Genomic DNA, 21,413 nt, shown 5'->3' on the forward strand with positions numbered 1-21,413 from the left:
GTGCGCCGGATATATCGAGCTTCTGTTATTGAAGTCATTTCTCGTTTGTCTCCTGCGGGACGCCCGCACGAATTGCGAAGCCTCGATCTGTTATAGACGGTCAATCGAATAAAGGCGGCATTCTATGTGCGTTGTATGACATTTACGACGGCCGAAACACGGTGCGCCCCTTCCCTCCGTCTAGCAGAAACGATCGACGAGCTCGAACAAAAGACGGCATGACGTCTCAAGGCGTGGCACAGGCGCCGTGGAAACTCCGAGTAAAAGCCCGGACAAGGCCCTCGATGGCGTCGCGAACCACTTGGACAAAGGCGACGGTGCCATTCCCATTGCACGGGCCTCCCGCGCGATTTGCGCGTCAGGTGCGCCGTCAGGAAGTCTGAAGAGTACCGTCAGACCGGCATTGATCCATTCCGCGTCGCGCATGCGTAACTGCGCACACAACGCATCACGCTGGGCGGTATAGAGACGCCTGAGCCGGCGAACGCGCCGGATATAGTGACCGTCACGAATAAAGTGAGCGGTGGCGAGTTGAATGACCGGGGCGGGCGCGGGTGCAAGGGTCGCGGCCACCACTGAAAACTCGTCAATCAGTTCCTCGGGTGCCACGACAAACCCGAGTCTCAATGCCGGACTGATCGTTTTGCTGAATGAGCCGATGTGGATGACCCGGTTGCCCTCGTCCAAAGACGCCAGAGCCGGAGCCGGCCGGCCATCGAGTTGCAATTCGCCAAGATAATCGTCTTCTATGATCCAGGCGCTTCGCGCTGTTGCCCATTCGAGCAACTGAAGGCGTCTTCTCAACGACAGTGTCACGCCTAACGGAGCCTGCTGACCCGGCGTTACAACGGCGAGCGCCGCATCCGCAGCATGGTCCATTCCGTATTCGACATCGATGCCTTCGGCGTCCACCGGTACCGGGACGATATTCAGCCGAGTGAGTTCCAGTGCCTTTCGCGTGACCAGGAAACCAGGGTCTTCTACCCACGCCTGCTTTCCGTCCAAACCGAGTACGCGCAGCGCGAGACCTAAACCGGAGCTATATCCCGCGGTGATAAACACCTGTTCCGGGTAGCAGTGGAGATTCCGGGCGATGGAGAGATATCCCGCAACCTCCCTGCGCAACTCGAACTCTCCTCTCGGATCGGGATGGAGCAGCGACGATAATCCGCCGGCCTTCAAGAGATTCGAAGAACGTGCACGTGCAAAAAGCTTTTCTGGCAGGCCCTCATAGGCTGGAATGCCGAGCTGGAAGATATTGGGGCCACCGTGCATCTCGTCGTAGGCCTTCATAAACATCCCGGGCTCGGGTGCCTCATGCCTGGGCGTCGCAGCGCGAGGCCGTGGCGCGACGCGCGTGCCGCCCGCACGGAAGGTTTCGATCATCTGCGCGTCGGACAGCCGGTCATAGGCCGCCTGAACGGTGCCGCGCGATACACCGAGCTGGGCAGACAGATCCAGCCACGAAGGCAGCCGCGTCCCCGGCGCGAGCGTGCCCGACTCGATCGCTCGGCTGATGCTCGTACGAATCTGCTCTGTGAGGGACATCTTCGATGTCCGGTCGAGCCGTATCTTCAGGTCTGAATTCATGTTCTTGATACACACAAGATCCGCGAATCCTGCTTGCTTGACTCATACCATCGACGGTACAGATTTCTCGGCAACATCCTCCGAATCAAAGGCGAACGACGGTGACGCATTTAACGCGCAACCGCAGGGCGTTTCATTCTCATCAGATCGGCCACCTCATCTCGATCGTCCGCCGACAGGATTGGCACGGTCAGCCATTTCCCGTCGTGATACGTCCGCGATTCGTCATACAGCTTGACCAGCCCCGGGCTCCAGGAACAACGCCGCTCTTCAAACTTCTCGCGCTCGACTCGGCCCAGGACAACCAGCGTCGACAATTGCCCGTATTCGGGCATCAAGCTGCAGAAGGCCTTGTTTTGCTTATAGCGTAGCGCCCAGCCGCGCTTTTTGCCGCCGTATATCCAGTCCGGCTGGAAAACGTCGGGGTAGAACTCGTCGATCCATTTGCGCAGTTCGACCCAATGTTCAAATGCCTCCGGCCCTAACCAATCTCGGATCGTGCGTTCATCAGGCTCGGAGAACTTATCCGCCATTCTGTCGCCAATCTGGGCGGTTTGCTGTGCGTTGGTTTCCATATCTCATCTCTCCTGCGTCTCAGCCGAGCACCTTTCGGTACTGGATAAAGCCCGAACGCTCTCCGACGCTGTCGTAAAGGACTCTGCCCGCGAAGTTGGTTTCATGAGTCAGCCAGTGCACACGGGAAACGTTGCGACGTTTTGCGTCCGCGTAGACATGCTCGATCAAACTGCGTCCAACGCCGCGTCCACGCGCTTCGGGGGCAACAAACAGATCATGGAGATAGCAGTAATCGCAGGTGGCCCAGGTTGACCGATGGTAGACCGTATGGGCAAACCCGAAGGCCCCACCGCCCGCTACAGCAAGTGATGCGTACATTCGTTCGTTCGGGTTGAGAAACCGCTCCCAGGTATCGAGGGTCACGCTCTCGGGAATATCCACCTTGTAGAAAACTTGATAGCTTTTCCACAAGGGCAGCCAAATATCAAAATCACTACGTTCAATGGCTCTGATTTCGATGGATTGCATAGATGCTCCCGACATTCGATTCACAACAGCAGGGTCGCCCCGACTAACCGCGCGTGGTTGAGCGCGACCTATTCCCCGATTCGGCTCACGCCGTATTTCTCACGGTACGTTTGCTCGATCTCGTCCTGGCTACGAGGTGGATCGGCGAAAATATGCGCAGGCGACTTCAATGGGGAAATCGACGTCAGCTCAATCCTGACCACATGCTCGACGGGATACTCGGGCCCGTTGGTCGCACGAACCCACTCCGCGATCATCGAATACTCGTCGTTACCCGGCAGCAGAATGACGCCCCGACCGCTGAACCGGTAGCCACGCCTCTGGAAGATATCGACTACGTTGATCTCGACCGAAGCGTTGCGCTTCAAGTTCTGTATCGTTCCACGCGAAGCGATATCCGCGAAGTAGAGGCGACCATTCCTGACAGTCAAGGATGCCTTCGGCGACAGACTGGGTCTTCCGTCCCGGTTCACTGTCGCGACGAACGACAGGATCGCCCTCTCGATGACTGTCTCAGCGTCGGCGGTGATTTCAATCATCGATGTACTCGTCTAAAAAAGATTCCTGCGGAATCGAGCATCGTTCTCTAGAAGCGATCGACTGAGGAACCTCGAGAACACCGTTCTTGAGGTTCCTCAACGTCACATACCACTCAGTCGAGCGCTCAGATTGAGCCGGCCGGAGTCACAGCAGGGAAATCCATATCCGGATCGAACACGTTATTGAAGAAGTTCGTGAGGGAATACATGGCCACGAGTGCAACGATTTCCATCACGTTGGCGTCCGTGTGGCCTGCTTCGCGAACAGCATTCAAATCGGAGTCACTGACCTTCCCGCGGGTTTCAATGACTTTGCGCGCGAACTGGACAGCAGCGTCCCGCTTCGGGTCAGCAGCGTGACCGGTTCGGGCCAGGATGATTTCATCCGCCGGCAGCTTCGCCAGGTGTTCTGCCGTGAAGCTGTGAACCGTCAGGCAGTAGTTGCAACCGTTCACTTCGGAGACTGCCAGACCAATGCTGTCACGCGTCTTCACGTCAAGCGCCTTGCTCAACGAGCCGAGCAGTTGAGCCCATGCATTGAAGGCGATCGGGCTCTGCGCGAAGGCACCCATCATATTCGGGGTGAACCCGATGTTCTTGGCGAATGCTTCGAGTGTTGCCTTCGATTCGGCGGGCACTTGTTCCAGAGTAAGCGTAGTAGTCCTTGTCATCATCAATTCTCTAATTTGCTGGTTTGACTGATTGAGGAAAGTTCATCATTGAACTGTTCCCCGGGTTCATTTCGTCCTTGCAGACGGGTCGGAGCGCGTTCGGCTTACAGACAAGAGAGACCTTGCTTGTGTCTGCCGATTTCGCAGCCGGTGGATCATTGCGTACCGTCAATGCCCCTGCGGTGCGCTTATACGAGGTCGAGCACCTCGGCCACGGGGCGACGGGGCTTTTGCGCCCAGTTGCCTTGTCGCTCGACGCCGACGGCGAGGAGCAGTGCCGGCACTTCGTCGTCGGCAAGACCGAATTCACGGTGCACCGCGTCGGCGTCAAAGCCAATCATCGGTGTCGAACCCAGGCCGAGCGAGCGGGCCGCGTAAATCATTGCTGACGCGCCGAAGGTCGCCGTGCGTACAGCTTCATCGCGTCGACGTTGCGGGTAAGCCATATACAACTCACGAGCCGGCTTCTCCCACTCTTGCACCATGTCAGCCGGCATCACACCCGCTGCCACCAGCGGCGCCAGACGTTGCGGAATCACGCTGGTATCGACAAGCTGTCCGCAGATGATGAAGGTCACTGCCGCGTCTGCGACAGCGGGTTGCTTCCACGCAAGCGGGAAAAGCTTGGCCTTCGCTTCGGGCGTGCGCACAGCAATGAAGCGCCAGTTCTGCAAGTGGAAAGACGTCGGCGCGCTGGTGGCAATTCGCACCAGCTCACTAATTTCTTCGTCACTCAACTTCGCTGATTTGTCGTAGTACTTGGTCGCGCTGCGGCTGACGATGCATTGGATGACTTCGTTGTTCATGGTGATTTCGCTGCTCATGGTGATTCCTATGGATAGAGGTATCTGCTGAGTCACACACTTGCTTTCGTGCGGCATTGCGCGGCTTGAATTCCCGGTCTTATGCCGAAATCTCTTCGCCTCTGCCGCGAGTAACGCGGCGTTGCAGTGCTTGCTGCTTGCTCGTCTTCAAGTGATGCTGTGACTCAACTTTAGGCCTCTCCTATAGCGATTTCGAGAGCGTATGGGCTCAAGAAAATATCCAATAGGATCACTTCACCCTGCGTGCACGCGAAACCTGGAGCGCTATCGAACCTGGCGTGCGAGACGGCGCCATTCACCGGGTGTCATGCCCATCCTGTCCGCGAACAAACGACGGAATGACGAGACGGATTGATAGCCAACCAATTCGGCAACGGCCTCAGTGGTCATCGTCGGTTTCTTCAGTTCGTTGGCGGCGTGGCTCATGCGGATATCGATCAGCAAATCGACCGCTGAGCGCCCTAACGTATCCTGGAAATGCCGCATGAACGTGGCGCGCGACATATTGCACAAGGCAGCCAGATCAGGCAGGTTCCAGGGTCGCGCGGGTTCAGAGAATATGGCTGAAATCGCAGGGGCCAATCGCGGATGGCCGGCCAGCGCCAACAAGCCTTTCGGCGCTTGTCCGGATTTGCTTGCCTCACGCAGCACGATCGTGAACAGCGCCGAACTGAGTGCGTTGAGGATGGCATAACCGCCCACTCTGTCGCCTGCAGACTCTTCGCGTATCAGCCTCACAAAATTGGCAAGGTGACTCGAAGCAGACTCGATACCGGCTTCATCATCGCTGCCATTCGTTCGCACTACCAGATTTGTCGGAAGGTAGTTGCGAATCAGCCGGTCATGCGGGGCGCCGATAAAAAAGCGGCCGCACAACATATCCAGGCGTTCGCCGACGTCGTCGTTGTCGCTAAAGGTCAATCCCGAGGCGTCCCGGCGTTCACGCGTAGGGCCCGGTTCCTTTCCGCTACCGTCGTGCAGAACATGCGCTGATCCGTGAGGCAATAGAACGATATCGCCGGCCACAAGCGACTTGGTCGTCCCCGTCTCCGGATCCTCGATGACAGCCCTGCCCTTGAGGACGATGTGATAGGGGATTTCGTGGGTGGCTGCCTGATCCCACGCCACGCGCCATGGCGCACCGTAGGCACAGCGCACTTCAGGTCGACCGGTGATGGTGATGATTTGCACCAGTTGACTCAACCAGTCGACGTGAGAGACAGGACTGCTTTGGTCGCTATCTTCAGAACGCTCGACCATCATCTTCAGCGGTGCGTCCATGGTCCAGTGCCTTTCAATATGACGCTTGCCCAGGAGTGCAAGCAACTGCGGACGCCAGCATCATTCGATGGCGATTGATGGGGATATGTGTTCGATTGACACGCGGTCGGAAGATCGAGTCGCCGCTGTGTATGGGCTTACCCGACAGCACACAAACGGCATCCATCTGCGCGAGACCTATACCCCAGACCTGACTCTCGTAATGGCCCAGACAGGGATCACTCCAACGTACGCTGATCGTCGTCGACGTCAGCTTCTCGACGACGGAGACCCGCGGGATCGTCGCTTCGTTCTGCATGAGATGCTCGACTACTCAAACGAGACTAGACACGAGATTCACCATCGCCGGCTCGATCGTTGCGATCAACGAAGCACGAAGTTCATCTGCCTTCGCGTCATCGAGGAATGCGGTGGCTTGCAACGGGAGATAGTGAACCGTGGTCACTCCGATGCATGCGAGTACGGCGGAGAGATAAGGCGTGAGGAAATCCGATTGATTGGCACGCTCGCCCGTAAATACGCCACCCGAAGCAATGCCGACAAATACCGGACGATCCTGAAGCAGTCCGACTTTTCCAGCGGGTGTCGACTTCATGGTGCGACCGACGCGGAGGATCTGATCGATCCATGCCTTCAGGACGGAGGGGACCGTGAAATTGTTCATCGGCGTTCCGATGACGATGACATCGGCAGCCTCGACTTCCTGAATGAGTTCCTCAGCGAGACGGAGTGCGTCGGCGGTCCGCCCCGCGGCGGCCAATGTCGCAGGCGTCGAAAGAACTTCAGCGTAGGCAGATTCAGTATGGGGTATCGGCTCGAATCCCAGGTCGCGACGATGAACCTGTGCGCCGGGCAGAATCGACAGAAGCTTCTCGACGATTCCTGCCGAAAGTTTTCGGCTATGCGACTCCAGCCGCGGGCTGCAATCGATGTGCAGAATATTCATGCCTTTCTCTCCTGCCGATTCGCAACGGCTAAAGTGGCGCGGTCGCCTGCTCCGCGTCGATAGCCTCAGCATGCAGGCGAAAGCGGATCACTCGATCTGTGTTGGCATTGCATTTCTATCAATGCCGGCTGGAAGATTCTGTACCATCGATAGTGCTGACAAAAGAACCAAGATCGGTATTCTTGTGTAGACCAAGAATGGGAGTCGGGACTCGCCGGTACGGCTCGAAGGCCAGCGCAACGCGCTTGCGCTGATCGAAGGTGGGCTGTCCCGCCACGGGCAACCAGTCGCGATGTCGTCGTGTGCGGCGGCTTCCATTTGACGGATATTGACCGCGTGTTTTTACGAGTTACGGAGAAACGTCTTGCGTCTCGCAAAGCTCTTTTGCGTTGGAGTGTTGATCGTGGCTGTCCTGGGGCTCGCGACACTATTCGTTTTGCACCGCGACGAGGTGGTTGAAACCGACACGCTGATCGACAGCCCGCCTTCGAACGTATGGCAGATCTTAGCCACAACCGATGAGTATCCGAGATGGAACCCCGAGATTACGCAGCTCCACGGCGAGCTTCGCGAAGGCAACGTTGTTGAAATCGTTGTTGGATCGGGGTCCGATGCGATGACATTCAAGCCAACAATAATCACGCTGCACCCGCCGCAGGAATTGGCGTGGAAAGGTCATGTGTGGGTTACTGGGATCTTTGACGGTGAACACCGCTTCGTACTCGAGGCGGTGGGCGGCAAAACTCACTTCATTCAGAGCGAAGCGTTCACAGGGCTGCTTGTCGGAAGTCTGACGCAGGGTGTGTTGAGTAGCACGCTCACCAGCATGCGCGCGATGAACGATGCACTAAAACGTCGTTCGGAGCGTACGTCACATCGGCTTAACGGATGACCGGTGTCCAATTCAACGTGCAGCCATTTTCAGTCGTTCGCGACGACAACGCGATGGGCCGCTCTTGCTTGGCCAACGGACATACTGTGTCGCCGCAGTACTATCTTGATTGCGGTTAGCTAGACCTCCGGCCCTTGAGCAATGCTCGCGTGTACAGCGGTCGCAAAAAGATCGTCGATGATTCGGCGTGCAGCCGTGCACCCGGCCATCATGGCTTCTGCCTGCGAAGCGAACGCCTTGCCCCCTGCGTCACCGAGGCGCAGAGGCGGCATCACGGGAACAGCGTCACCCACGCTAGAAATACTGACGATCGATACGTATTCGATACGCTATGAGCGAGCACCCCGAGGACTCCAGCTGAAGTCGGCCTCAATCGAAACCGAGATGGCGTATCCGCGATAGTCGTATGTGCGGTTCATCGACGTGTCTCCCATCATTTCTCGTGCCGGCATTCCCGCACACCTGGCATCGCTTCTAGACGGCTTCGAATTCCTGCGAACTCGCTGATAGTCGCCCGCGAAAAGGCGATTTGAATCTCGTCGAGGTCGGCATCCTCTTCCGACTGCTGCACGATGAACTGCTTCACCCGTACGCTGCTCGTACCCAGCGCTGAGTGCACAGTTTCGAACGATGCGCGTCCCCGCTCCACGACGAGCAACAGGCTTCGCTGCTGCCTAACCGTGATGAATCGCCGCTCCAGAGGCTTCACGCCGGCGAGGATGATCAGGATGATGACAGTAGCCCCGATCGCCGCGGTGTACATTCCCCCGCCCACTGCCAGGCCAACGCCTGCGACAGACCATAGGCTTGCGGCCGTCGTCAGACCCCGTACGACTTCTCCGCGAAGCAGGATTGCCCCTGCGCCGAGGAATCCAATGCCTGAGACGACTTGTGCGGCCACCCGAGACGGATCGAGAACCACGTCCTTCTGACCGAGCACGTCTGCAAAGCCGTACGCCGACACCAGCATCATCAGCGACGCACCCACACAAACAAGCATATGCGTGCGAAGGCCTGCTGCCCAGTTCAAACGCTCCCGCTCGAACCCGATAACGCTGCCCAATAGTGCCGCAATGAGCAGGCGCGACAAAGTTTCAACGTGTCCGATCACAGATCCCATCCCGAGCTAGCTGTTGACATCACTGCCTACCGCTACCGGAGTCATTGACCCGCTATCGGTGGTCAGTAGAAAACTGGATTGTGACATTTTTGTGACCAATCGCCAGGTTGACGATCTGCCTGGTTGGAACGCTCGCGGCGAGCGTCGCAACCTTTCCGACTCGAAACCATCGACACCGGGCAATCTCATTGCGCGGACTTGGCTCCACGCCGTCTGGGATCAAGGCTTCAAAGACGTGATGACGTTTAGCGAGGCCACCAAACTGAAACAGGTGTTGGAAGAAGTGGCCGCAAAGTCCCGTCTCTTCCTCGAACTCACGCGAAGCTGCCTCCACAGGCGACTCCGCCCGTTTAATGGTGCCGCCGGGGAGCGCCCACCTCCCGCGCGTACGCGCGACGAGCAGGACCTTGTCGTCTCTCCAGCACACAATGGTCGCGCGTTCTCTCATGGTTTTCGATAGGCACTGAGGGATATGCTTTTTGCTCGCGATTCGCGCGCACGGTCGAAAGTCTTCAGCGGATTGGTCGTTATTAATAACAACGCCGAGCGCACCGACCCATCAACGAGTGTCACTCGCCAGCGTGAATTCTGAAGGGGAGAAAACGAAATGAAAACCCGCTCGTCGATTGAAATTTTTGCCCCGGCGGCCATCGTGCTTGGGCTTTGCGTGTTCAGCGTCCCTACGTTCGTTGTTGCCGTCATTTGGATGACTGCAGGTGTCTGCGCGGTGGGATACCGCACGCTCGAAGAGTTTCCTACGGCAGGCATCTCCTGGAGGTGGATACGGGGATGGCGGCGCGGCATAACCCATTTTTACCATTTGGCCTGTTGGCCCCGCTATGTGGGTGGTGAGGTTCGAGCGCGCGGGCTTTCGCTTGTCACTCGAATTCACAGCAAACCCTTGCGCCTGCCGGTAGCGTCGCGCAATCGCGCCATGTCCAAACAGAACAACAATCAGCATTGAATCGCGCCCAACGTGGTCGCTCGATGCCTCGCTTTGCAGGCGAGCACCGGATGTGATTTCACGCGCATTAGAGACATGAGCAACGCTCGGGGAAAACGCGAGGCCGGTAACCGCAAGCCTTCAGAAAGTCGAGTGACTGCCGTTGAATCGGGGACAAAGCTGCATCCGCCGCGGTTCTTACGCGGGCGTTTAAATGGGCGCGTTGACGCCCACCGTCACCCGAAGGACTTTCCATTATGTCGCTCGATTTCCGTGACTTGCGCATCGGCGTTCGGCTGGCCGTCGCATTTCTCATCGCTGCGTTGTTGACCGCATTGCTGGGTGGGGTCGCCTATGCGCGTCTATCGGCCATCACGAACGAGTGGCAGGGGTACGAGTCGGTCACGCTGGCAAAGCTTCGCTTGCTCCAACAAGCCAAGGACCAGTTCGGCCACGCGGTCCATAACTACAAAGACTACGTTCTGCGCGGCGGTGACTATCGCGAGAAGGTGGTCGCCGACCTGGATGCGATCGACAATGCGGCGCGTCATTCCCTCGAAATGGGCACCTTTGCACCGACAGAACCCGCAGCCGTGAGCGCGTTGATCGCTGCGACCGCCGGCTACCGTGAGTCGCTTTCCAAGCTCCAAGGGTTGGTGGCCTCCGGAGCGACCATCGAGGCTCGCGACCAAGGTGTCGCTGGAGCAGACAAGCCGATCGGCAAAGCGCTGGACGCGTTGATCGAGATCGGCATGGAGCACACGCGTGCTCAAGGGGCGACGGTCACACACCTTGCTTCGATCGCGGAATGGACGATCGTGATCGTCACGCTCGCTGCGCTCGGCGTTGCCGCTCTCTTGGCTTTCTTCATCACGCGCAGCATCACGGTGCCTATCAATGTCGCTGTTTCTGCGGCCGAAGCGGTCGCGCGGGGCGACCTGACACAGGACATTTCAGAGGGACACGCAGACGAGACAGGGCGACTATTGCGCGCGTTGCGAGACATGAACGAAAGTCTCCTTCAAGTGGTCGCTCGCGTACGTAGCGGAGCCGACAATCTCGCGACAGCAACGAGCCAGATAGCGGCAGGCAATCAAGATCTGTCTTCTCGCACAGAAGAACAGGCCAGTTCGCTTCAGGAGACCGCATCGAGTATGGAGCAACTGACCACCACCGTACGGCAGAATGCCGACAATGCTTCGCAGGGGAGCGCGTTGGCCGGCGTGGCAGCAGACGTCGCCGTGAGAGGTAGCGCGGTGGTGGGCAAAGTGGTCAATACGATCGGGCAGATTAGCGAGAGCTCTGCCCGGATCGCCGACATCACGGGAATTATCGAGGGGATCGCATTTCAGACGAATATCCTTGCGCTTAACGCCGCCGTGGAGGCCGCTCGCGCGGGCGAGCAAGGGCGTGGATTCGCCGTGGTAGCCGGCGAAGTCAGGACGCTGGCGCAGCGGTCTGCCGTCGCGGCGAAGGAGATCAAAGAGCTCATAGGCGCTTCGGCGCGGCAGGTTCAGGATGGAAAAGACCTGGCGGCGGAAGCAGGCGGAACAATTGACGAACTCACGCTGGCGGTCAGTAAGGTGAGCGAGATCATGGGTCATATTGCCGCCGCGTCGAGCGAGCAAAGCCAGGGAATTGAACAAGTGAACCTGGCCGTCGCACAAATGGACCAGGTCACTCAACAGAACGCTGCGCTTGTCGAAGAGGCAGCCGCCGCTTCCAGTTCGCTGCAGGAGCAGGGGCTCCAGCTCAGTCGAGTCGTTGCCTTCTTCAGTTTGCGACCGACTGCTCAACACAGCTAGCCAACAGCCCGACGCCGGAGTCGTATTACTGGAGCGCGGATAACCGTACGTACAGTGAGAGACGCAGAAGCATCTCACGCCGTTCACGCTGCACGATCAGTTCTCTTTCTATGACTATCAAGTCATTCTGAAGGGCGTTTGCCGCGTCACGACCGGCGCAGGGGCTTGCTCGCTCTCTCAGCGCTCTGACGAGGGTTCGGATGTCCGCGTGGACCGTCAAAAGCGCAATTAGTGTGACACGCTCGCTATCAGTCATCCGCGGCACCCCGTCAAGAACACGAAAACTACCGCCCCCACAAATCATTGGGCGACGTCTCATCGGCGCACTATATACCTCGGCTACGCTCTTCTTCGCGAAAAACACCGCTGCCTCCCAAACGCGGTTGCCCTACGCGAGATCAGTTTGCGGGTGGCAAGTATTCCATCTAAATCGAACGTTCGAACTCGCATCATTGACCGGCAGAAATGGGTCGCGTAGCGACAATCGCCATCGGACCGTACGCGGCCACAAGCGGCCGCCGGCCTGTCGACGCAAGACGACCTTTCTCAGCGCAACGGCGGCCATTCAGCATTCCGAGTCAAGCTCGTGCCGGCCAAGGTTGCGCGCTCTGGTCGGCCGTGTATGCGAGCCGCGTGGCCGCGCCGCCTTACCCGCAGCCTTTCAACTAAAACGGCGGAATTCAGAAATGCCGTCGTGATTCGGCCGAGCGATCAGCTGGTTACGATCACTGATCCCGGTGTTCACTGCGCTTGAGACGGCGAAGTTTGCCGCGTTCGCAAAAGCGTCAGGAGTGCTGCCAGTACTGGAGAAATCTGCTTGCGGGACGGGTAGTAGAGGTAAAAGCCCGGAAAGGGAGCCATCCAGTCGTCCAGCAGGCTCACCAGCCGGCCAGATGCAAGCCAGTCTGCTGCCTCGTGTTCCAGAACATAAGCGACCCCAAGCCCGTCCGCTGCGGCGTGAAGCATGAGGTCGGGCTCGTTGAACGTGAGTGGCCCCGAAACGGCGACCTTCAACGGCTGGCCATCCCCTTCGAACTCCCACGAATAAAGCGTGTCGGCGGACACCATCCGGTAGTTGATGCAGCGGTGCATGGCGAGGTCTTGTGGCGTTCTTGGCGCGGGATGCCGTGCCAGGTAAGCGGGCGATGCGACGACTGACATCCGGAGCGCGGGGCCGACGCGCAACGCGACCATGTCCTTCTGCAATTTCTCTCCGAGCCGGATGCCGGCATCGAAGCGGTCCGCCACGATGTCGCGAAATCCGTAATCGATGACGACCTCCACGGTTGCGTCCGGATATGTCTCGCAGAATGTGTCGAGCACGGGTCGAATAACGGCCTCGTAAGCCTGCCTTGTCGCGGTGATGCGGACCGTACCGACGAGCTGGTCGCGAGCCTGGCCCAGCTCGCCCAATGTGGCGTTGATGGCCAGTAACGCCGGCTCGAGTGTCAGCAGTAGCTTCTCACCTGCCTCCGTCGGCGCGACGCTGCGGCTTGTCCGTCCAAGCAATACGATGCCGAGCCGCTGTTCGAGCCGCTTGATCGTATAGCTAAGCATCGAATTCGACACCCCAAGCTCGGCCGCCGCGCGCGTGAAACTCCGTGTTCTCGCAACCGTCGCGAAGGCCGAAAGGTCGTCCAGGCTTCCTCGCGCGATCATTCCATTAGATTGCATGACTCGTTCGAATTGTGCGGGATGATTGAAAGGATATGCGTAACTAAAATCCAGTCAAGGTGCTGCGGTAGACCGCTGTGGCACGGGATGCCGGTTAGTGGACGATGGCGAACGCGGCGAACGAACGGAGCGAATATGTTGAAGAAGAATGCGGTGTGGCTGATCACAGGATGTTCGAAAGGGCTGGGACGGGCACTGGCCCGAAGCGCGCTCGAGTCGGGGTATCGCGTGGTGGCAAGCGCTCGGGATACGGCAGCTCTTGAGGACCTCGGCCGCGAGTATGGCGACGCTGTCGCGACCGTCAGGCTCGACGTGACCCGCCCAGAGCAGGCAGAGGCCGCCGTTGCCGCCGCTCACGAACGGTTCGGCGCCGTCGACGTGCTCGTCAATAACGCCGGCTACGGATATCTGGCCGCAATCGAAGAGGGCGAGGACAGTGATGTCAGGGCGATGTTCGAGACGAATGTCTATGGAACCTGGAACATGATCAAGGCGGCCCTGCCCGGCATGCGCAGTCGCCGTGCGGGGCATATCGTCAACATCAGCTCGGTTGGCGGCCTGACAACGTTTCCGGGCGTCGGCTTCTATCACATGACGAAGTTTGCGGTCGAAGGACTCTCCGAGACCTTGGCGAAAGAGATCGGCCCGCTAGGCCTCGGCGTGACGGTTGTTGAACCGGGCGCATTCCGGACCGATTTCCGGGGCGCATCAATGAAACAGTCCGGCATGCGCCTTGAAGATTACGAGGGCACGGCCGGCAAGGCTCGCGACAGTGTGCTCGCCGGGCACGGAAAACAGCAGGGAGATCCAGAGCGCGGCAGTCGAGCCATCATCGCTGCGCTGGAATCGGATCAGCCGCCGCTGCATCTCGTCATCGGAGGCGATGCGCTCGATCTCGTCCGCGCCAAACTCGAGGACCTGCGGCACGACCTCGACACGTGGGAGCATCTTACGAGAAGCACGAATTACGAGGCTTGAGGGAACGCGCGCGGACGCACCCGGCCCCGCTGGTCCGGTGCGTCCGCGCGAGATGACGACCATGCACCTTAGTCCAAACGAGACGTTGGCCATACAGGTCGGAGCCGTCGACAGCTTTCGTGCAACGCGCGCACGCCGAGCGCAAAACGCGAAGACTCCCCTGCCGATAGACGATTCAGTGACCGATTCGGGTCAAACTGAGCCGTCCGTCCGCAAAGTTCCGGATTCGATGTGAATGGATTGGGCGAAGGCGCTTGCGTTGGTTTCCCATGTACAAGCGATGAAGACGACGGTGCAGAGCTTTGGAAGCATATCGACCTCGCTACGGCTGCTGCAACCGTGCGAGCACGGCTGCGACGGTACGATCGCAATACCTGCCGCCAAACTCGAATAGCTCCGGCCCCAGCCGCTCGATTTCTTCCGACAGCGATTCGCGCAGCATCTGTCTTGCTCTGAAATGACGGCTGCGCACCGTGGCCTCGGGAATGCCCAGGCTCTCCGCCGTTTCTTCGATGCTCATCTCTTCGACAGATCTCATCACGAACACCGTACGAAAACCCACGGGCAGAGCATCGAGCTTTCGTTCGAGCAGCGCGCGGATCTGCGCACGGGCGACCGCCTGGTCGGGGGCGCAGTGATCATCGTCATTCACCGGGTTCATGTCGAAAGACATCTCTTCGTCGTCGGGGCAGAGCGGCAGCATCGGCAACACGTTCTGGCGGCGCGCGGCGCGACGCATCCTGCCAAAACATTCGTTGAGGACGAGGCGCGAAAGCCACGTAGCGAGTGCAGCGTCGCCGCGAAACTGCGCGAGCGCCCGGAATGCCTTCAAATACGCTTCCTGCAAGGCGTCCTCCGCGTCAGCGTCATTGCGCAGCGTGGCGCGGGCAAGCCGGTATAGCCGCCGGTTGTGGCGCCGCATCAACAGTTCGAAAGTCGCGAGGTCCCCTGCGATGATGCGGCGCACGATCTCCGCGTCGGCGTACGTCAGTTCGCTAGAGTACACGTCGGCCATATTCCCGCCTCCCGCTCTGTCATGGTGTCCGCTCGACGATCAGTGTGCCATGCATCGTCGGATGAAAAAGGCACGTGTACGGATAACGGCCGGGCTCGCTCACGACGGATCGCCATGACGCCTCGGACGCGATGCTGCCGGAGTCGAAACGCTTCGCGTCGCCACTCACCGTATGGGCCACAAGGTCCTTGTTAACCCACACGACGGTGTCCCCGCTATGCACCGTTACTGTGGGCGGATCAAAGCGCATTTGCTCGATCGTCACGACATAGGTGTGCGCAGCCGCCGACTTGGCGCCGGCCACGGACATGATTGCACAGACGGCGAGTGCGACTCGATGCACACAGCTCATTGCGCGTTCGCCAACGACGCCTGAATACGCTTCGCGTGATCCAGATGCGCGACGAAGGCCGGCCTGACTTTTACCAGCAGCGCCTTGAGTTCGGCGTTTTGCGCACTCGGGATCAGGGTCTTGTCGAGTGCGTCGATGACTGCCTCGTGATAGGTGACTTCGTGATCAATATAGGCGCGATCGAACTGTGCCCCTTGCAGTGAATTGAGAGTCGCGGTGTTGGCTTCGCCTCCTTGCTTGAGGCTGTCACTGGTCGGATTCGCTGCAGGCGTGACGCCAAGCTTGTGCACGAGATCGACGGCCGCCTGGTTGACACTGGTATGGTCGGCGACCATGCGCTGCGCGAACGCTTTGACGTCTTGCGAATGCGTCTTCGATTCGGCGAGCTTGCCGGCATCGATATCTGCCTGGTTCGCTGCGACGACGATGGCGGCAATCTGCGGGTCGGTTGGGGTCGAGCCTTGCGCCAACGCAGAGGCGCTCACGAACGCGAGCGCGGTGAGCGACAGCCAATGGGCGGTTTTCATGTGGGTCTCCTCGACGGGTGAACGGCGTGCTCTTCCTGTTGAATGACTGGCGTTTCGCCTGCATTCGAGGGAATAGATGTCACGAGCCGGAAGGCTGTTCCCAAGTGGGAGCCCGTGGCCGATGTACTCTCAAAAGCCGCCGACGTGGGCGTGCGGAATCGAACGACCGCTCCGGGCTGCGGATTTAACCGGTGGATGCAACACAACAAAGCCACATGAACGGCGGCAATCCGCGAACGCAACCTCTTAACTCCGCTTCCCGAGCAACCCCGATCAAACCTCGGCATGGTCTTCGATCTGCCGCTTGGCCACCGCGAGTGCACCATTCGAAAGGGAATCAGTACGCACCGGACCTGGACAGACCGCCGAGCGGTCTGCCTTGTTGTCCACTCGAAGGCTGTCGGTGTAGCCTGCCAGTCTGAGAAAAAACCTATACCGGATATTGGCACTCCATGACGGCTACGCTCCCTGTCGCTCTCGTCACCGGCTCGACTTCGGGCATTGGCGCGGCAATCGCACGACGACTCTCAATGGACGGCTTCGCAGTCGTCTTGCATTCGCGCAACTCCGCAGAGGCGGGCCAGGCGTTGGCCCGTGAACTGGGAACCGCAGCTTACGTTCAAGCTGATCTGGCGGATGATGCAGACCGGGTAGAGCTCGTCCGACAAGCAACGGCCATATGGGGCCGGCTGGACGTTTTGGTCAACAACGCGGGGATCAGTCGCGTCATCCCTCATGCAGATCTGGCGACGGCCACGCCCGACGTATGGCGTGAACTGCATGAGGTTAACGTCATCGCACCGTTCCGGCTGGTGGCCGAAGCCCAGTCCGCACTTCGCGAGGCCGCGAAACGAGGAAAGCCTGGTTGCGTGATCAACGTCAGCTCGCATGCCGGGGTTCGGCCAAAGGGCGCGTCCATTCCTTACGCGGCGACCAAGGCAGCACTCAACCACATGACCCGCTTGCTTGCGCTTTCGCTTGCGCCGGATATCCGCGTGAACGCAGTCGCACCTGGCCTTGTCGATACGCCTCTCACCGCAGACTGGAAGCAGGCACAGGAACTCTGGAAGGAGCGAGCTCCCATGCGCCGTGCCGCAAGCCCGGAGGACATTGCCCAAGCTGTTTCGATGCTAGTTGCCTCGGACTATTTGACCGGCGAAATTCTGTTGTCCGATGGCGGCCTGAACCTCACATGACAACCGCGCAGCGATCGACTCCTCCCGCTTCTATCGGGCCGCCCACTGCCATGAAGATCAACTCGCTAGCACGAGAACTACTCAGTACGCAGTATGCAATTTCAACCGTTACGAGCAGCCCGGCCTCGAGACGCAGCGCGTCGAACAACAACAGATCGCCACGCAAGTACTTCAAGCGGAGAGGATGCTGATTTCGACGATTCGCTCGATCTACCCGTCGTCACGTCTGTTGGTCGTCCAGTGCGGGATATGCCTCAACGTATTCTTCATCCCGGCATCCGTAGTACGTTACGGTACGCTCCAGCAGGTCGACCTCATAGCGAATAACACCCGCACGCCACGACGCTTCCAGAAACTCTGGAAATGAGCTCTCCCCTGCCTGATCAACCCGCAGCGCCGTCACGAGAGCCGACTGGTCGAACGGCGGCACATCCACGGCACCCGACACAAGCGGTGTGCCCTGCACGATGACCGGCCCATCCTCTGTCAGGTACAGGCTCTCGCACGCAGGCAAGAACCACACATTGCGCATCACCCCAGCTCGCCGCAGTGAATCAGCCAAGTACGGAAAACCGCCCACTTTCGGGCGGTTTTCCATCGCACGATGTTGCGCAGTCATCAGATTCTCAATCGCTTTGCTCACTGCGACTCCTCGTTGTGGAAAATACTGCTGCCTTCGGTGCGGAGAGTGTTGTCCCTCAATCCACAGGGATGTTATGCATTTGATGAGCATCGGCCAGTTTCATCAGTAACTTTCGAAGCCTGGCGCGCTCGCTCTCATCCAGAGCACCGAAAAAGTGCTCGTCATTACCGTCGGCAATGGTTGTCAGTTCCGGCAAGGCCCGCTTGCCCTGTTGAGTCAGCGCAAGTCGTTGCACGCGGTTGTCTTCTTCACTCGTCGCCTTGGAAATCAATCCTTTGGACTGCAATTTGTCGAGCACCTTTGATATGGCCCCGCGAGTCATGCCCATTGCGTCGGCAAGGCTAGCCGGAGTCGAGGCTGCTGCCTGAGAGATTTGATTCAGCGCCACCCATTCGGCGACCGACAAGCCTCGCGCTTGCATTTCTCTAGCAAACGCGCCGGATACATGATTGGAAACGAGTCTCACCCAGTAGCCCAAATGGGTTTGGAGTACGGACGCAGGTTGCGTCGAAGTCGCACGTGGCACGCAAATCTCTCCATATGAGTTCCATGGAAACTATTATTGTTTCCATGGAAACCATTGTCAAGGAGATCGGGATAGAACACTCCAGGTCTGCATTCCGTCGACCTGGAGCCGATAACGTCACGGATGGAAAGCTGCGGGCACGCGCGATTTCGTTTTTTACCGTTGAGAGCGGACTCATATCCAAGATCGTCGAGTTTTGGCCCGACCCTTACGAACCTCCGTTCGACAGATCCGAATACACCGAGCGTCTGGACTAGTTTCCGCAACGACGCCGTTCCGGTCTCGCAACTTTCATTGCAAGTCCATCTGGATTGGGAATGAGCGCCATCCGTTGCGTGATGGGACCTCCCCTTCGGAGGTGCCGCGAGGCTTCTGGTGCCGCGGCCCGAACGCCAGTCATCTATCCAAATCCGGAATAGGCGTCATCCCGCCCGGTCTCTATTTCCGGCGCCCCGAAAAACCTACATTTGATTCCAACGCAGCACGCGATGCATCACCCCCCCGGCGATGCTCAACAAACTCTCAAAGGAATCATCATGGCCAAGCTCTTCACCTCCAGCAAGATCGGTGCATATGACCTCAAGCATCGCGTTGTCCTCGCTCCGATGACGCGCCTCCGTACGATTCAACCCGACGACATCCCGAGCCCGATGATGGCCGACTTCTACGGTCAGCGCGCTTCGCAAGATGGCCTGGTCATCATCGAAGCGGCAAGCATCTCGAAGCAGGCACGCTCCTACCTCGGCGCCGCAAGCATCTTCCACGACGGGCAGGACGCAGGCTGGAAGGCGATTGCTGATGCTGTTCATGCGAAGGGTGGTCGCGCATTCCTGCAACTGATCCACGGTGGCCGCCAAAGCCACATCGAGGTCAACGATGGTGGTGCACCGGTGGCACCTTCGGTCGGACCGTTCGACGGCGTTGCACTGACGAAGGATGGTTTCGTACCCGTTACACCGCACCGCGCCCTGGAAACCCACGAGATCGCAGGCATCGTCGAGGACTTCCGTCAGGCCGCACTGCGTGCGAAGAAGGCAGGTTTTGACGGCGTCGAGCTTCACGGCGCGAATGGCTACCTCGTCGATCAGTTCATCCAGGACGGATCGAACAAGCGCACCGACGAATACGGTGGCCCGGTCGAGAATCGCGTGCGCTTTATGCGCGAATCACTCGAAGCGCTGATCTCGGTGTACGGCGCAGACCGCGTCGGCGTGCGTATCTCGCCGTCGGGCGAATGGGGCGGTGTTTCGGATAGCAACCCCGAAGCGACGTTCAGCTATGTGGCGAAGGTGCTCAACGAATACAAGATCGCCTACCTCCACGTGATCGAACCGCGCGTCAAGGGTGACGACACGCTGCACCACGGTCACCCGGTTGTCGCAACGGCCTATCTGCGCCCGCACTTCTCGGGTCCGATCATTGCCGCCGGCGGGTTTGATCGTGAGTCGGCGATCGAAACCGTCGAGTCGGGTCTCGCAGACCTCGTCGCGTTCGCCCGCCACTTCACGTCGAATCCGGACCTTCCTTACCGGCTCGGGAACGATCTGCCGCTGACGCCTTATGTCCGCACCGCGTTCTGGGGTGGCACCGAAGAAAACTACTCGGACTTCCCGACGTATGAGTCGCAGCAAGCGGCTCGTCAGGCTTCGGAAGACGAGGAGAACGCCGAAGTCGCATGAGTGAGGCGGCTCAGTCGGATGGGACACGTCGAAAGCATCAAGCGTCTTGATCGTGTCCGTGACGTACGCAGCCGTCCTTAGGTAAGTGGCCTCCCGCTGTTGCCATTGCAATGGCGGGAGGCCACGGCCCGTTACGGATCAGGTTTCAGTGCCCACGGCCTTCCTGATCGACGAGGATCGTAAGTTGGTCTTCGGCACGGCACCTACAGGCGGTAATCGGTTTTGCGTCGATAAGAATTTTCTTTAGTTTGGAGTGTTGGGATGTCAGCCGAGAAGCGAAGAATTTTAGTCACAGGTGCAACGGGCCAGATTGGCGGCGAACTCGTTCGCTTACTTGCGAAGGATGAGAAGCTCGAAATCGTTGCCGCCGCGCGCAACCCTGAGAAAGCGAAAAGCCTCGGCGTGCCGGTCGTGTTGTTGGACTACGATCGCGAAGGGACGATGGCGCCCGCACTCGAAGGCGTCGACAGCGTGTTCATGTTGACCGGATATACCGTCGATATGCTCAAGCAGAGCTACGCGCTGTTGAATGCGGCGAAGCGAGCAGGCGTCAAATACGTGGTGCATCTTGGCGCACCCGGGCATGACAACACTGAAGTCGCTCACTGGGCGTGGCATCAATTCGTCGAGCGTTATATCGAATGGTCCGGATTTGCCTTCACGCATCTGCGACCGGAGCTTTTCATGCAGAACCTGCTCGGGTACGGCGGTTCACAAGAGGAAGCAAACGGAACGATTCGCCACTTCGTCGGTAACGCGCGGATCAGTTGGGTTGATACTCGAGATGTCGCTGCCGTCGCCGCGGTCGCGCTCCGGAATCCGGCCGAGCACTCCGGGAAAACGTATCACCTTGGCTACGACGCGAAGACCTATCACGAGATCGCCGAGATCCTCACGACAGCAGTCGGTCAACCGTTCACGTACGAAGCGCGCCCTCCTGAGGAATTCCTGAACGCGATGCTATCGGCAGGCGCTGATGTCGCATACATGAACTGCGTTTACCAAAACTGGATCGACTATGAAGCGGGAAACATCGTCGGCGCAGATACGATCTACGATAACTTCGTCGCGCTGACTGGACGTAAGCCGAAATCCTGGGCCGAGTTTGCAAAAGAGAACGCGGCGGCGTTTTCGTATTCGAACGCCACCGCGTAACGCGCGGCTTCCG

At 58.9% G+C, this 21,413-nt stretch carries 24 protein-coding genes and 1 pseudogene; 8 read left to right on the plus strand and 17 right to left on the minus strand.

All coding sequences use genetic code 11. The features are described from left to right. Window positions 1–180 precede the first annotated feature (180 nt). The 9 genes from ACMFWR_RS25225 to ACMFWR_RS25265 all read right to left on the minus strand — a co-directional run bounded on the left by ACMFWR_RS25225 (window position 181) and on the right by ACMFWR_RS25265 (window position 6,895). Window positions 181–1,590 carry a PLP-dependent aminotransferase family protein gene (locus ACMFWR_RS25225; RefSeq protein ID WP_413195112.1) on the minus strand — a complete coding sequence of 470 codons (1,410 nt, stop codon included), beginning with the start codon at window positions 1,588–1,590 and terminating at the stop codon, window positions 181–183. 110 nt (window positions 1,591–1,700) lie between these two features. Then, window positions 1,701–2,165: a DUF3788 domain-containing protein gene (locus ACMFWR_RS25230; protein ID WP_413195113.1), complete on the minus strand. Its 465-nt coding sequence runs from the start codon at window positions 2,163–2,165 to the stop codon at window positions 1,701–1,703. Window positions 2,166–2,184: 19 nt separating this feature from the next. Next, window positions 2,185–2,634, minus strand: a complete 450-nt coding sequence (locus tag ACMFWR_RS25235; protein ID WP_413195114.1) for an N-acetyltransferase family protein — start codon at window positions 2,632–2,634, stop codon at window positions 2,185–2,187. 68 nt (window positions 2,635–2,702) lie between these two features. After that, window positions 2,703–3,173: a pyridoxamine 5'-phosphate oxidase family protein gene (locus ACMFWR_RS25240; protein WP_413195115.1), complete on the minus strand. Its 471-nt coding sequence runs from the start codon at window positions 3,171–3,173 to the stop codon at window positions 2,703–2,705. Between the two features lie 125 nt (window positions 3,174–3,298). Beyond that, a complete protein-coding gene (locus ACMFWR_RS25245) occupies window positions 3,299–3,844 on the minus strand; it encodes a carboxymuconolactone decarboxylase family protein (RefSeq protein WP_413197343.1) in 546 nt (181 codons plus the stop codon). 188 nt (window positions 3,845–4,032) lie between these two features. Next, window positions 4,033–4,650: a nitroreductase family protein gene (locus tag ACMFWR_RS25250; protein ID WP_413197344.1), complete on the minus strand. Its 618-nt coding sequence runs from the start codon at window positions 4,648–4,650 to the stop codon at window positions 4,033–4,035. Between the two features lie 282 nt (window positions 4,651–4,932). Next, the gene (locus ACMFWR_RS25255) at window positions 4,933–5,949 is read right to left on the minus strand and encodes an AraC family transcriptional regulator (RefSeq protein WP_413195116.1); all 1,017 of its coding nucleotides are present in this window, start codon (window positions 5,947–5,949) and stop codon (window positions 4,933–4,935) included. A gap of 13 nt (window positions 5,950–5,962) precedes the next feature. Then, a complete protein-coding gene (locus ACMFWR_RS25260; protein ID WP_413195117.1) occupies window positions 5,963–6,247 on the minus strand; it encodes a DUF3331 domain-containing protein in 285 nt (94 codons plus the stop codon). Window positions 6,248–6,262: 15 nt separating this feature from the next. After that, window positions 6,263–6,895 carry an FMN-dependent NADH-azoreductase gene (locus tag ACMFWR_RS25265; protein WP_413195118.1) on the minus strand — a complete coding sequence of 211 codons (633 nt, stop codon included), beginning with the start codon at window positions 6,893–6,895 and terminating at the stop codon, window positions 6,263–6,265. A gap of 364 nt (window positions 6,896–7,259) precedes the next feature. Between ACMFWR_RS25265 and ACMFWR_RS25270 the strand changes: the two genes are divergently transcribed. Beyond that, a complete protein-coding gene (locus ACMFWR_RS25270) occupies window positions 7,260–7,787 on the plus strand; it encodes an SRPBCC family protein (protein ID WP_413195119.1) in 528 nt (175 codons plus the stop codon). 433 nt (window positions 7,788–8,220) lie between these two features. Here ACMFWR_RS25270 and ACMFWR_RS25275 read toward each other — a convergent pair whose 3' ends face one another. Continuing rightward, window positions 8,221–8,898 carry an MgtC/SapB family protein gene (locus tag ACMFWR_RS25275; RefSeq protein WP_413195120.1) on the minus strand — a complete coding sequence of 226 codons (678 nt, stop codon included), beginning with the start codon at window positions 8,896–8,898 and terminating at the stop codon, window positions 8,221–8,223. A 61-nt stretch (window positions 8,899–8,959) separates the two neighbouring features. Beyond that, the gene (locus ACMFWR_RS25280; protein WP_413195121.1) at window positions 8,960–9,355 is read right to left on the minus strand and encodes an NUDIX hydrolase; all 396 of its coding nucleotides are present in this window, start codon (window positions 9,353–9,355) and stop codon (window positions 8,960–8,962) included. A 159-nt stretch (window positions 9,356–9,514) separates the two neighbouring features. On the opposite strand from ACMFWR_RS25280, the gene ACMFWR_RS25285 reads away from it, so the two are divergent. Together ACMFWR_RS25285 and ACMFWR_RS25290 are read left to right on the plus strand one after the other, a co-directional pair. Then, window positions 9,515–9,871 (plus strand): hypothetical protein, encoded by a 357-nt coding sequence (locus tag ACMFWR_RS25285; RefSeq protein ID WP_413195122.1) that lies wholly within the window; start codon window positions 9,515–9,517, stop codon window positions 9,869–9,871. A 236-nt stretch (window positions 9,872–10,107) separates the two neighbouring features. Further along, window positions 10,108–11,655 (plus strand): methyl-accepting chemotaxis protein, encoded by a 1,548-nt coding sequence (locus ACMFWR_RS25290; protein WP_413195123.1) that lies wholly within the window; start codon window positions 10,108–10,110, stop codon window positions 11,653–11,655. 741 nt (window positions 11,656–12,396) lie between these two features. Here ACMFWR_RS25290 and ACMFWR_RS25295 read toward each other — a convergent pair. Continuing rightward, on the minus strand, window positions 12,397–13,314 hold the full coding sequence (locus tag ACMFWR_RS25295) for a LysR family transcriptional regulator (RefSeq protein ID WP_413195124.1): 918 nt from the start codon (window positions 13,312–13,314) through the stop codon (window positions 12,397–12,399). Between the two features lie 150 nt (window positions 13,315–13,464). Here ACMFWR_RS25295 and ACMFWR_RS25300 point away from each other — a divergent pair, with 150 nt between their 5' ends. Next, window positions 13,465–14,307 carry an oxidoreductase gene (locus ACMFWR_RS25300; protein ID WP_413195125.1) on the plus strand — a complete coding sequence of 281 codons (843 nt, stop codon included), beginning with the start codon at window positions 13,465–13,467 and terminating at the stop codon, window positions 14,305–14,307. 322 nt (window positions 14,308–14,629) lie between these two features. On the opposite strand, the gene ACMFWR_RS25305 is transcribed toward ACMFWR_RS25300, so the two are convergent. From ACMFWR_RS25305 to ACMFWR_RS25315, 3 genes are read right to left on the minus strand one after another with little or no spacing between them, the layout of a single operon-like run. Then, window positions 14,630–15,322 carry an RNA polymerase sigma factor gene (locus ACMFWR_RS25305; protein ID WP_413195126.1) on the minus strand — a complete coding sequence of 231 codons (693 nt, stop codon included), beginning with the start codon at window positions 15,320–15,322 and terminating at the stop codon, window positions 14,630–14,632. Between the two features lie 19 nt (window positions 15,323–15,341). Next, window positions 15,342–15,674 carry a cupredoxin family copper-binding protein gene (locus ACMFWR_RS25310; RefSeq protein WP_413195127.1) on the minus strand — a complete coding sequence of 111 codons (333 nt, stop codon included), beginning with the start codon at window positions 15,672–15,674 and terminating at the stop codon, window positions 15,342–15,344. Further along, on the minus strand, window positions 15,671–16,201 hold the full coding sequence (locus tag ACMFWR_RS25315) for a DUF4142 domain-containing protein (protein ID WP_413195128.1): 531 nt from the start codon (window positions 16,199–16,201) through the stop codon (window positions 15,671–15,673). The genes ACMFWR_RS25310 and ACMFWR_RS25315 overlap by 4 nt, the downstream gene beginning before the upstream one ends. Before the next feature lie 452 nt (window positions 16,202–16,653). Here ACMFWR_RS25315 and ACMFWR_RS25320 point away from each other — a divergent pair, with 452 nt between their 5' ends. Then, window positions 16,654–17,397 carry an SDR family NAD(P)-dependent oxidoreductase gene (locus ACMFWR_RS25320; RefSeq protein ID WP_413195129.1) on the plus strand — a complete coding sequence of 248 codons (744 nt, stop codon included), beginning with the start codon at window positions 16,654–16,656 and terminating at the stop codon, window positions 17,395–17,397. A 220-nt stretch (window positions 17,398–17,617) separates the two neighbouring features. Here ACMFWR_RS25320 and ACMFWR_RS25325 read toward each other — a convergent pair whose 3' ends face one another. Together ACMFWR_RS25325 and ACMFWR_RS25330 are read right to left on the minus strand one after the other, a co-directional pair. Further along, complete coding sequence (locus ACMFWR_RS25325) at window positions 17,618–18,040, minus strand: DUF1398 domain-containing protein (RefSeq protein ID WP_413195130.1); 423 nt, start codon at window positions 18,038–18,040, stop codon at window positions 17,618–17,620. Between the two features lie 55 nt (window positions 18,041–18,095). Further along, on the minus strand, window positions 18,096–18,506 hold the full coding sequence (locus ACMFWR_RS25330) for a MarR family winged helix-turn-helix transcriptional regulator (RefSeq protein ID WP_413195131.1): 411 nt from the start codon (window positions 18,504–18,506) through the stop codon (window positions 18,096–18,098). A 173-nt stretch (window positions 18,507–18,679) separates the two neighbouring features. Between ACMFWR_RS25330 and ACMFWR_RS25335 the strand changes: the two are divergent. From ACMFWR_RS25335 to ACMFWR_RS25345, 3 genes and pseudogenes are all read left to right on the plus strand, one after another. Then, window positions 18,680–18,823, plus strand: a pseudogene (locus ACMFWR_RS25335) (nuclear transport factor 2 family protein); the annotation flags it as partial. A gap of 279 nt (window positions 18,824–19,102) precedes the next feature. Further along, complete coding sequence (locus ACMFWR_RS25340) at window positions 19,103–20,245, plus strand: alkene reductase (RefSeq protein WP_413195132.1); 1,143 nt, start codon at window positions 19,103–19,105, stop codon at window positions 20,243–20,245. 261 nt (window positions 20,246–20,506) lie between these two features. Then, entirely contained in the window at window positions 20,507–21,400 is an 894-nt protein-coding gene (locus ACMFWR_RS25345) for an SDR family oxidoreductase (RefSeq protein WP_413195133.1), read from the plus strand. Window positions 21,401–21,413 lie beyond the last annotated feature (13 nt).

The sequence above is a fragment of the Pararobbsia alpina genome (assembly GCF_965118125.1).
In the GTDB taxonomy this organism is placed as follows: Bacteria; Pseudomonadota; Gammaproteobacteria; order Burkholderiales; family Burkholderiaceae; genus Pararobbsia; species Pararobbsia alpina_A.

Excerpts from the sequence above, each read along its gene's own strand:
- ACMFWR_RS25315 (WP_413195128.1), bottom strand. The coding sequence starts at position 16,201 with ATGAAAACCGCCCATTGGCTGTCGCTCACCGCGCTCGCGTTCGTGAGC.
- ACMFWR_RS25290 (WP_413195123.1), top strand. The coding sequence starts at position 10,108 with ATGTCGCTCGATTTCCGTGACTTGCGCATCGGCGTTCGGCTGGCCGTC.
- ACMFWR_RS25300 (WP_413195125.1), top strand. The coding sequence starts at position 13,465 with ATGTTGAAGAAGAATGCGGTGTGGCTGATCACAGGATGTTCGAAAGGG.
- ACMFWR_RS25345 (WP_413195133.1), top strand. The coding sequence starts at position 20,507 with ATGTCAGCCGAGAAGCGAAGAATTTTAGTCACAGGTGCAACGGGCCAG.
- ACMFWR_RS25245 (WP_413197343.1), bottom strand. The coding sequence starts at position 3,844 with ATGACAAGGACTACTACGCTTACTCTGGAACAAGTGCCCGCCGAATCG.
- ACMFWR_RS25305 (WP_413195126.1), bottom strand. The coding sequence starts at position 15,322 with ATGGCCGACGTGTACTCTAGCGAACTGACGTACGCCGACGCGGAGATC.
- ACMFWR_RS25230 (WP_413195113.1), bottom strand. The coding sequence starts at position 2,165 with ATGGAAACCAACGCACAGCAAACCGCCCAGATTGGCGACAGAATGGCG.
- ACMFWR_RS25255 (WP_413195116.1), bottom strand. The coding sequence starts at position 5,949 with ATGGACGCACCGCTGAAGATGATGGTCGAGCGTTCTGAAGATAGCGAC.
- ACMFWR_RS25285 (WP_413195122.1), top strand. The coding sequence starts at position 9,515 with ATGAAAACCCGCTCGTCGATTGAAATTTTTGCCCCGGCGGCCATCGTG.
- ACMFWR_RS25225 (WP_413195112.1), bottom strand. The coding sequence starts at position 1,590 with ATGAATTCAGACCTGAAGATACGGCTCGACCGGACATCGAAGATGTCC.
- ACMFWR_RS25320 (WP_413195129.1), top strand. The coding sequence starts at position 16,654 with ATGACGGCTACGCTCCCTGTCGCTCTCGTCACCGGCTCGACTTCGGGC.
- ACMFWR_RS25265 (WP_413195118.1), bottom strand. The coding sequence starts at position 6,895 with ATGAATATTCTGCACATCGATTGCAGCCCGCGGCTGGAGTCGCATAGC.
- ACMFWR_RS25310 (WP_413195127.1), bottom strand. The coding sequence starts at position 15,674 with ATGAGCTGTGTGCATCGAGTCGCACTCGCCGTCTGTGCAATCATGTCC.
- ACMFWR_RS25280 (WP_413195121.1), bottom strand. The coding sequence starts at position 9,355 with ATGAGAGAACGCGCGACCATTGTGTGCTGGAGAGACGACAAGGTCCTG.
- ACMFWR_RS25235 (WP_413195114.1), bottom strand. The coding sequence starts at position 2,634 with ATGCAATCCATCGAAATCAGAGCCATTGAACGTAGTGATTTTGATATT.
- ACMFWR_RS25295 (WP_413195124.1), bottom strand. The coding sequence starts at position 13,314 with ATGATCGCGCGAGGAAGCCTGGACGACCTTTCGGCCTTCGCGACGGTT.
- ACMFWR_RS25240 (WP_413195115.1), bottom strand. The coding sequence starts at position 3,173 with ATGATTGAAATCACCGCCGACGCTGAGACAGTCATCGAGAGGGCGATC.
- ACMFWR_RS25340 (WP_413195132.1), top strand. The coding sequence starts at position 19,103 with ATGGCCAAGCTCTTCACCTCCAGCAAGATCGGTGCATATGACCTCAAG.
- ACMFWR_RS25260 (WP_413195117.1), bottom strand. The coding sequence starts at position 6,247 with ATGCAGAACGAAGCGACGATCCCGCGGGTCTCCGTCGTCGAGAAGCTG.
- ACMFWR_RS25250 (WP_413197344.1), bottom strand. The coding sequence starts at position 4,650 with ATGAACAACGAAGTCATCCAATGCATCGTCAGCCGCAGCGCGACCAAG.